Source organism: Mariniphaga anaerophila (genome assembly GCF_900129025.1).
GTDB lineage: Bacteria > Bacteroidota > Bacteroidia > Bacteroidales > Prolixibacteraceae > Mariniphaga > Mariniphaga anaerophila.
In genome coordinates this window covers 1-8301 of record NZ_FQUM01000027.1, presented here as the reverse complement: position 1 = coordinate 8301, position 8301 = coordinate 1, and the positions used below count along the sequence as shown (strand labels likewise).

9 protein-coding genes are annotated in these 8301 nt (G+C 33.1%); all 9 read left to right on the top strand.

Annotation, left to right across the window (positions count from 1 at the left end):
- The first annotated feature begins 624 nt into the window (after window positions 1–624).
- The 9 genes from BUB08_RS19710 (at window position 625) to BUB08_RS20425 (ending at window position 7900) form a co-directional block, all read left to right on the top strand.
- Complete coding sequence (locus BUB08_RS19710) at window positions 625–1068, top strand: energy transducer TonB (RefSeq protein ID WP_073003648.1); 444 nt, start codon at window positions 625–627, stop codon at window positions 1066–1068.
- A gap of 165 nt (window positions 1069–1233) precedes the next feature.
- Entirely contained in the window at window positions 1234–2343 is a 1110-nt protein-coding gene (locus tag BUB08_RS19705; RefSeq protein ID WP_073003647.1) for a TlpA disulfide reductase family protein, read from the top strand.
- A 188-nt stretch (window positions 2344–2531) separates the two neighbouring features.
- Window positions 2532–3341 (top strand): toll/interleukin-1 receptor domain-containing protein, encoded by an 810-nt coding sequence (locus tag BUB08_RS19700; RefSeq protein WP_073003646.1) that lies wholly within the window; start codon window positions 2532–2534, stop codon window positions 3339–3341.
- 350 nt (window positions 3342–3691) lie between these two features.
- The gene (locus BUB08_RS19695) at window positions 3692–4129 is read left to right on the top strand and encodes a hypothetical protein (protein ID WP_073003645.1); all 438 of its coding nucleotides are present in this window, start codon (window positions 3692–3694) and stop codon (window positions 4127–4129) included.
- Window positions 4130–4281: 152 nt separating this feature from the next.
- Window positions 4282–5448, top strand: a complete 1167-nt coding sequence (locus BUB08_RS19690) for a DUF2971 domain-containing protein (RefSeq protein ID WP_073003644.1) — start codon at window positions 4282–4284, stop codon at window positions 5446–5448.
- A 263-nt stretch (window positions 5449–5711) separates the two neighbouring features.
- Complete coding sequence (locus BUB08_RS19685; RefSeq protein WP_073003643.1) at window positions 5712–6320, top strand: hypothetical protein; 609 nt, start codon at window positions 5712–5714, stop codon at window positions 6318–6320.
- Between the two features lie 8 nt (window positions 6321–6328).
- The gene (locus tag BUB08_RS19680; protein WP_073003642.1) at window positions 6329–6991 is read left to right on the top strand and encodes a hypothetical protein; all 663 of its coding nucleotides are present in this window, start codon (window positions 6329–6331) and stop codon (window positions 6989–6991) included.
- A gap of 180 nt (window positions 6992–7171) precedes the next feature.
- Complete coding sequence (locus BUB08_RS20430; RefSeq protein ID WP_175550059.1) at window positions 7172–7321, top strand: hypothetical protein; 150 nt, start codon at window positions 7172–7174, stop codon at window positions 7319–7321.
- Window positions 7322–7750: 429 nt separating this feature from the next.
- Window positions 7751–7900, top strand: coding sequence for a hypothetical protein (locus tag BUB08_RS20425; RefSeq protein WP_175550058.1), 150 nt, complete (start codon window positions 7751–7753; stop codon window positions 7898–7900).
- The last annotated feature ends 401 nt before the right edge of the window (window positions 7901–8301 follow it).

Here is an 8301-nt window from a genome sequence, read left to right as displayed (position 1 = left end):
TCTGCCAGCCACGGATTCTCGTTTCGATTTTCTTCGTCCTACCGGACGGAAAATCTCTTCGGAATCCGCTTCGCAAACATGCACCCGGCCGTTATGCGCAAAATTGAAAAGGAAAACTAATGAGTAACATTAAAATAATCAAATACACGTGGATAATAATTGGAATAATTCAAATCTACATTTGTTTTAACATGTATTGGATTTATTCAAGTGGACAACTATTTCTTTTCATTGAACCACAATATGTAGCGATTAAAAATTTAATAATGGGAATTATCTCAATTATCATTGGATTTAAATTCGACAAAAAAAATAAAATTGGATTATGGTGTATCTTGTTAATCACCTTACTCATTCCGACAGTAAAAATTGGAATCAATATCTATGAGTTGATAAAATATGATGAAACATCATTTTATATTTGGGCAAGCTTGGATTACTTATTATTCATCTTAATATATTTCACTTACAAACGATTTGAATTGGAAGTGTCATTTTGGAAAACAATTTTTAACAACATTAAAACTCTGGTTTTAGGAAGTCTATCTACTTTGGGATTGATAATTCTTCTAAATGAGATATTATCATATGAAACTTTTACTTTTTTACATTAATTGAATAAAAATGAAAAAAGCTACGTACATATTAATTTGTATAGTTTTTGGCATTATTTCAATGACAGCATTTGGACAAGAAGACACAATTGTGCAGATTAATAAAAGCAATTTAAAGTCGTCGAATATATATTATCAAGCGGACACGATGCCTATTCTACATTGTGACTACGATGGAAACTATCTTGAAAAAATTAATCAATTTATAAGGCATAATTTGAAATGGCTTGATAATGGAGTGGAATGTTATGGTAATGTCTATGTACAATTTGTCGTTGAGACAAATGGAAGTATATCCAACATAAAAATAATAAGAGGACTTGACGGGTGTGTTGGATATAATGAAGAAGCTTTACGAGTCGTCAAATTAATGAAATCATGGACACCAGGAATAAAGGATAATGAGAAGGTAAGAGTAATGTTGACCGTTTCTGTAAGATTTATGTTAGAATGAATAAAATTCAGCGCATAACAATGTACATATTGCAGGGCGGGGTTCGGTGGTACGCCAACTGCGGATTCTTGCATCGCAGTTCCGTGTCCTTCGGACAGGAACGCTCTCCGAAATCCGCCCCGACAACATGTACCAACCGTTACAAACCATTTTAAATGAATACTGATGAAAGCACAACTGGCTTTAATAATTTTACTTTTCATTTTTGCTGCATGCAGAACTGAGCAGAAAACTTGTCACCTAATTGGAACATTGAAAAATGCACCTGATACAACAACTCTTTTTTTAGTAAACTGGGAGAGCAGGACGCTTTTTGATTCAATTAGAATTGTCAACGGACAAATTGATTATGAGTTCAATCTAAATCATCCTAAAAAATTCTATTTGCATAATAAAAGAAACAAATACGCTTTCAGAGACAGGAAATCTATTTGGTTGGAACCGGCTGAGGTTTCCATTAATGGAGACTTTGAGTTTTTTAAAAACTTAGAAATCAATGGTTCCAACTCACAAACTGAATTTGAAAACTATAATTTACTTGTAGACAATGCGACAAAGAAAATTAATGAATTAAAAGAACAAATTCATTTTAAATCGGAGGAAGAAAAGAAAAATGATACTACAAAAATTGAATTGCTCCAAACAAATTTGAGTGATAGTATTGTTGGATTTATGCTAAAACACCCAAACTCTTTTGTAACCTTATTCTCACTACACGATGAATGTTATCTCGCTTTTAGACACTTGAATAAAAAACAAATAAATGAAGTTTACGAAAAACTGACAGAAGATTTAAAAACATCAAATCAGGGAACTGAAATAAAAAAATACATTGATTTACCAGAGCCACCAAAAGTTGGAGATTTAGCACCGGAGATAATACAAACAACTCCCGATGGAGAGATTATTAAATTATCAGATTATCGTGGAAAATATGTATTGGTTGACTTTTGGGATTCTTATTGTGGACCATGCCGAGCTTCTCATAAATGGTTAAGAGCACTTTATGAAAAATACAATTCAGAAGGATTTGAGATTCTAAGTGTATCAAGCGATACAGATAAGAACAGGTGGGTAAATGCAATTAAATCGGATTCAATCACATGGACAAATATTTCTGATTTGAAAGGATTTAAAAATGAAGCATTTTTACGATATGACGTAAAATTCATTCCGCAAAATTATCTTGTAAATCCTGACGGAAAAATTATAAAATATAGACTATGTAGCGAATCTTACGCTGACTATGAATTAGGACAAATATTTAAAGATTAAGAAAAAAACGGTTTGTAACAAAGTACATATTGCAGGGCGGGGTTCGGTGGTACGCCAACTGCGGATTCTCGTATCGCAGTTCCGTGTCCTTCGGACAGGAACGCTCTCCGAAATCCGCCCCGACAACATGTACCAACCGTTGGCAACCATATTAAAAAAGACTGCAAGGATAAAAAAACCAAAGTATAATGAATAAAATACCGCCTATTTCATCTGAAGTTCTTGAAAATTTATCTCGCGTAATTGGAGATACCACAACTGGATTGACCGGAACCGAAATTGGTTACATTTTAGCGGATTCACTAATTCCAGATGTAACGCCTTTAATGACTAAATGGAAACGATTGTTTAATGCTTTTGCGGAAATTCAAAATAAAACTCAATGTTCAAATAATATTTTGACCTTTATTCAAAAGGCAATGCAACCAGTTAGATATATTGCTAAAAATGAAATATTTGAGTTTAGATTAGCCGAATTAAACAAAAGATTAGCATTTATCGGATACGAATTGACAAAAGAAGCCAAATATCGAAAAATTGAGAAAACAACGACTATCCAAAACATCACAGTTGAAAAACAAGAAAAAGATAATCAAGAATATCATTTAGCTATTTCATTTGCTGGAGAGGACAGAAAGATTGCTGAAGAAATTGCAGAAAGATTAAAAAGATTTGGTTTTCGGGTATTTTATGACAAATATGAACAAGCGACTTTATGGGGGAAAGATTTATATGCTCATTTGACCGATGTTTATAAGAAAAAAGCTAATTATTGTTTGATGATAATCTCAAAAAATTACGCTGAGAAACAATGGACAAATCTTGAACGAAAGGCAGCACAAGCACGTGCATTTACGCAAAGCAAAGAGTACATTTTGCCATTAAAACTCGATGACACTGAAATCCCAGGAATAAATGAAACAATCGGATATGTTGATTACAGAAAAGTTAGTCTTGACGAAATTGTCGAACTATTAAAATTTAAACTTAATGAATAAAAATACGGTTGCCAACAAATTGCAAATTGCATTGCGGGTGCGGTGGTGTGCGTTGTCTCTGCTCCTTTCTTGACCGTCTTCGTCCTGCGGACGCTGACGCTCTTCGAAATCCGCAACGACAACTTGCAAGTGACCGTTAGGGTGCATTACTCACACAGGGGATGACCAGGTTAGAAGATAGATTATTTTATCAAATATTTTCGAGCTGATTATTTACCCTTGCTAAGAAAGATGAACAGAAAATTGAAGAGTTTAAAAAATGGAAATGATAAACTTTTAGTTTAGCTTGAATTAAAACGAGCAGACTTGATTAATAAAGCTTTAACTAAACGAAAATTAATTGAAAGACTATGACAAAAAAGATAATATTAATTTTAAGAGATTGGTTAGCTTTCCCTGCGATTCTAATTTTATGTTACTTTTTTATTGTAAAACCACACTTTGAAAAAAAAGATAGAGAAATTATAGCCAATCGTGAATATTCGATTGCTCATGTGATTAAGAGATATGCTTATGGCGAGAAGGCTAAAGGTGGTCAATATGGAGGAGGAACTTCTCTTGAATCTGTTGATTTTTCATATACATTTAAGGGACAAACATTCAATGCAAATTGCTACATAGATAGTGAGAATGGATTTGACAAATCCGTGAATGATTTTTTGCTTTTAGTGGATAAAGATAATCCGGATAGATTTATTTTGCTTTTTGATTATCCCGTTAAAAATAAAAGTGATTTTCAAGAAGTTATTAAAAGATATGAAAAAGAAAATATTAAAAACGCACCCTAACATTTTGTATAAGTAATGGCAGGCGATGTGTTAAATATCAAGGTTTGTAGTCCGCTCAAACTTCGTAGCGGTTTGACAGGAAAGAAGCCCGCAATCTGCCACTACTCATACAATTTACCGTTAGGCACCATAATAACAAAGAGCGTAAAGTAATGGATGATAGAGATTTTGACATAGAATTAGCGAATATAAAAAGAGTAATCGCTCGTGAGAATGTCAAGCAATACTTTGACGAAGTGGTTCACCCATTTTTTCCTAACTGTAATTACGTCAATTGCACAGATACTTTACGTTCGGGAATTCACATTGGCTTTGGTGCATCAATATCTCTAAGGCCATACAATTGGCAATTAAAAGAGAGTGACTATTACTACAATGGAAGAAATCAATTTATACATTACACGTCACTAAAAAGCTGTTTAAATATTATCAGAGAAAAATCTTTTAGGCTTTATTCTCTAAATAGCATGGATGATACTTTTGAATTGAAATACGCATCAAAGAATAATTTCAAAGGAATAACAGATTCCCAAATAAAGTATTGGAAGGACAATGTTTATTCCTTGTCAATGTGCAAACTTGAAGTTGAAGAAGAAATGTCATCATTGGACCAATGGAGAATATATGGTGATAATGGAACCGGCATTGGTATCGTATTGGAAATTGATGACGATAATCGTGAAACTTGGTATAATAGATATTTAAGTGAGATATATTACGATTCAACGAAGATTTCCGAAAAAATTGAAAAACACTCGACCTTTCTTAAAGAAAAAAAGCTTTTTCACATAATTGGAGATTATCAAGAATTGCTACTTAACTTATGCTGTTTTCATAAACCGCCAATATATAGCTCTGAGAAAGAAGTTAGGTATTTAGAATTTGACAAGTGTGATTGTTCTGCACAAGATGATTTGGCTTTACAACATATTTTGACCGGAAATGAAATGCCTTTAATTTTTACTATTCATGACCCTGTCGCCTTTAAAAAGAGCAATAGTCAACTTTCCAAACATTCGCTAAATACAGAAAAAGAGGTTGATTTAAATAATTCGGGCAAAGAGGTTAAATTTAAAAGACTTGGGATTACAAGTACCTATCAAGAAGAGCTTATAAAAGATATAAAATGTCCATTTTTGCATGAATATAAGGATAAAATGTTTCCCAATATTCGGATTTCAAAATTAATTATTGGATATCGACGTAATGAATCAGAAATAAGAGAAATATCAAAAGTATTACAAGACTTAACAAAAAAACATTTAGGATATAATATTGAAGTTGAAGTAAGTACTATTAAGGAATACTTTAAACAATAACAATCTGACAAATGAAAAAAATTACGGTGCCTAACAAATTGTATATGGCAGGCGGGGGTTTTAGCGGTCTGACAAGTCAGACCTTTTGCCCACTTTCCTGCGGGTCTGACACGATTTCTTCCAGAAATCCCGCCCGACCACATACAAGTGACCGTTAGCAGTTATTTTGAAAAAAGTGGGTACCCTAAAATATATCAGACTTAAAAAACAGAATATCTCATATTTGAAGACCAATAGCAATATTCCGAATTTAAAAATGAAATATGGAACAACTTGACACTGATAATTACAACTTAGAGGAATACATTGAGCGAAATCGACGTTGGACAGACAAAGCAATGTCTCAATTATCTTTTTTAAATAATCTGCTACTGACTTTAGGATTAGGATTTATTTCTTTGGCATATGACAAGATTAAAGACACTAAAATTGTTTTTGACATAAAAACTATCGATTATAGTCTTACTTGCTATATAATTTCATTAATCCTTATCGGGATTTCGATTTTTATTGGATTATTTATAGCACATAATAGGTCAGTAAATTTTAGAATCACTCGTCATATTAATCTTGTTAGATTATGGGCATTTAAATACTCTCAAAAAAAGTTATCAATCTCATCAACGGATACTGAAAGTTTTTGGAAAAGAATATCATGGCAATTTAAATATTGTATTGATTTTCCTAGAATATCAATCGAAAACTGCAAAAGTCTTAAAGAAACTGACGATAAAAATCTGTATGAGACTTTTCAAAAATTAAGAATTATTGGGCATAATTTGGGAGTTAGTACATGGAGAAGAACCAATTGGCAAATATTTTTATTTACCCTTGGACTGTTGTTATATTTTATTGCAATTTTTATTAATTAAAACAAAAAATGATTAAAAAACCTTCTGATTTTCAACTTCAAACTCTCGGTCCCAGCATAGAAACACTTTACATGCGACTGCAATTAAGTATGTTCAAAATAATTGAATTGGTTGAAAGAGAAAATAAATTTAAAGGTTTATATAATCCTAGAACCGATGTAATTGCTGATTGTGACAATATCAGTGAATTTAAAAGATTTCAGTCATTGATAAAAGGCTTAGAAAATCATGTTTACTTCAATAGCTTAATTTTATCAGGATATTCCATTTTTGAGCATTCACTAAAATCTATCTGTTTTTATGTAAGTGACTATTTTGAAAATTCAGAAAAGTTTGAAGATGTGCCAAGAGATATTTTTAGAAACTGCATTAAATATCTGAAAAGAACAAATTTAGTTGACTTCAAAAACAAAGAAATTGACAGATTATATGTTCAGATAAGTAACGTAAATAAATTAAGAAACTTAATTGCACATTTCAATGGCAACTTGATTAAAGACAAAACCAAGCACTTGACTGAACAGGAAAACTATAAATTATACAACTCGGACAAAAGATTGATTATAATATCAAACGGTCAAATTTACATTGACGACAGTGAATATATTAGGCTATTTATTCAAAATTCCGAGAATTTTTTAAAACGAATAATTGAAGAACTAAAAAAATAAAAAACAACTGCTAACACGTGGTATAAGGCATGGCTGGGTTTGTGCGGATTCGACAAGTCGAATCTCGTCCCAACCTTCGTTTCGGTCGGACGCTCAGACTCTCGTCTGACCGCCACGACCTCATACCACCACCGTTACCAGCGCATTTGAAAAAGGAACCGATTAACAAATAAAAACCTATTGCAAAAAGACAAAGACAAGAAAGGAAAAGAAAAAAGACAAGCACAGGATTTCTGGACAGTCAGCCAGATTTTGGAAAGAAAAGAAGAAAACAAAGAAAAGAGCAAGGCAGAAAAGATTATTCCTCAACGACAAATGAAATGTAACTGAGGAAGCGGAGCTTTGAAAAAAGCGAAAGAATATCGAATTTTGGTTGCCCAGATTGGCTATAAAATGAATAAATTTAACACAAAAATCGACAGACAATTAATGAGTAAAAACGACCAGATATTGACTTTTTTGCAAAACAGAAAGACAAGGAAAAGGAAATAGGAAAAAGAAAATGACGGAGTAGGAGTGGAACAACCCCAAAACAACATTTTACAACTTGACAAGATAGACAAGAAAATAAAGACAAAAACGCGCTGTAACAATGTGCATATTGCATAGCGGGTTTTGGCGGTTTGCCAACCGCGGATTCTCGTTTCGATTTTCTTCGTCCTGCCGGACGGAAAATCTCTTCGGAATCCGCTTCGCAAACATGCACCCGGCCGTTACCAGCGCATTTGAAAAAGGAACCGATTAACAAATAAAAATCTATTGCAAAAAGACAAAGACAAGAAAGAAAAAGAGAAAAGACAAGCACAGGATTTCTGGACAGTCAGCCAGATTTTGGAAAGAAAAGAAGAAAACAAAGAAAAGAGCGAAGCAGAAAAGCTTATTCCTCAACGACAAATGAAATGTAACTGAGGAAGCGGAGCTTTGAAAAAAGAGAAAGAATATCGAATTTTTGTTGCCCAGGTTGGCTGTAAAATGAATAAATTTAGCTCAAAAATAGACAGGCAATTAGTGAACGAAAACGACCAAATGCTGACTTCTTTTTTTGCAAAACAGAAAGACAAAGAAAAGGAAATAGAAAAAAGTAAATGACGGAGTAGGAGTGGAACAACCCCAAAACAACATTTTACAACTTGACAAAATTGACAAGGAATAAAGACAAAAACGCGCTGTAACAATGTGCATATTGCATAGCGGGTTTTGGCGGTCTGCCAGCCACGGATTCTCGTTTCGATTTTCTTCGTCCTGCCGGACGGAAAATCTCTTCGGAATCCGCTTCGCAAACATGCACCCGGCCGTTACCGCCAATTTAA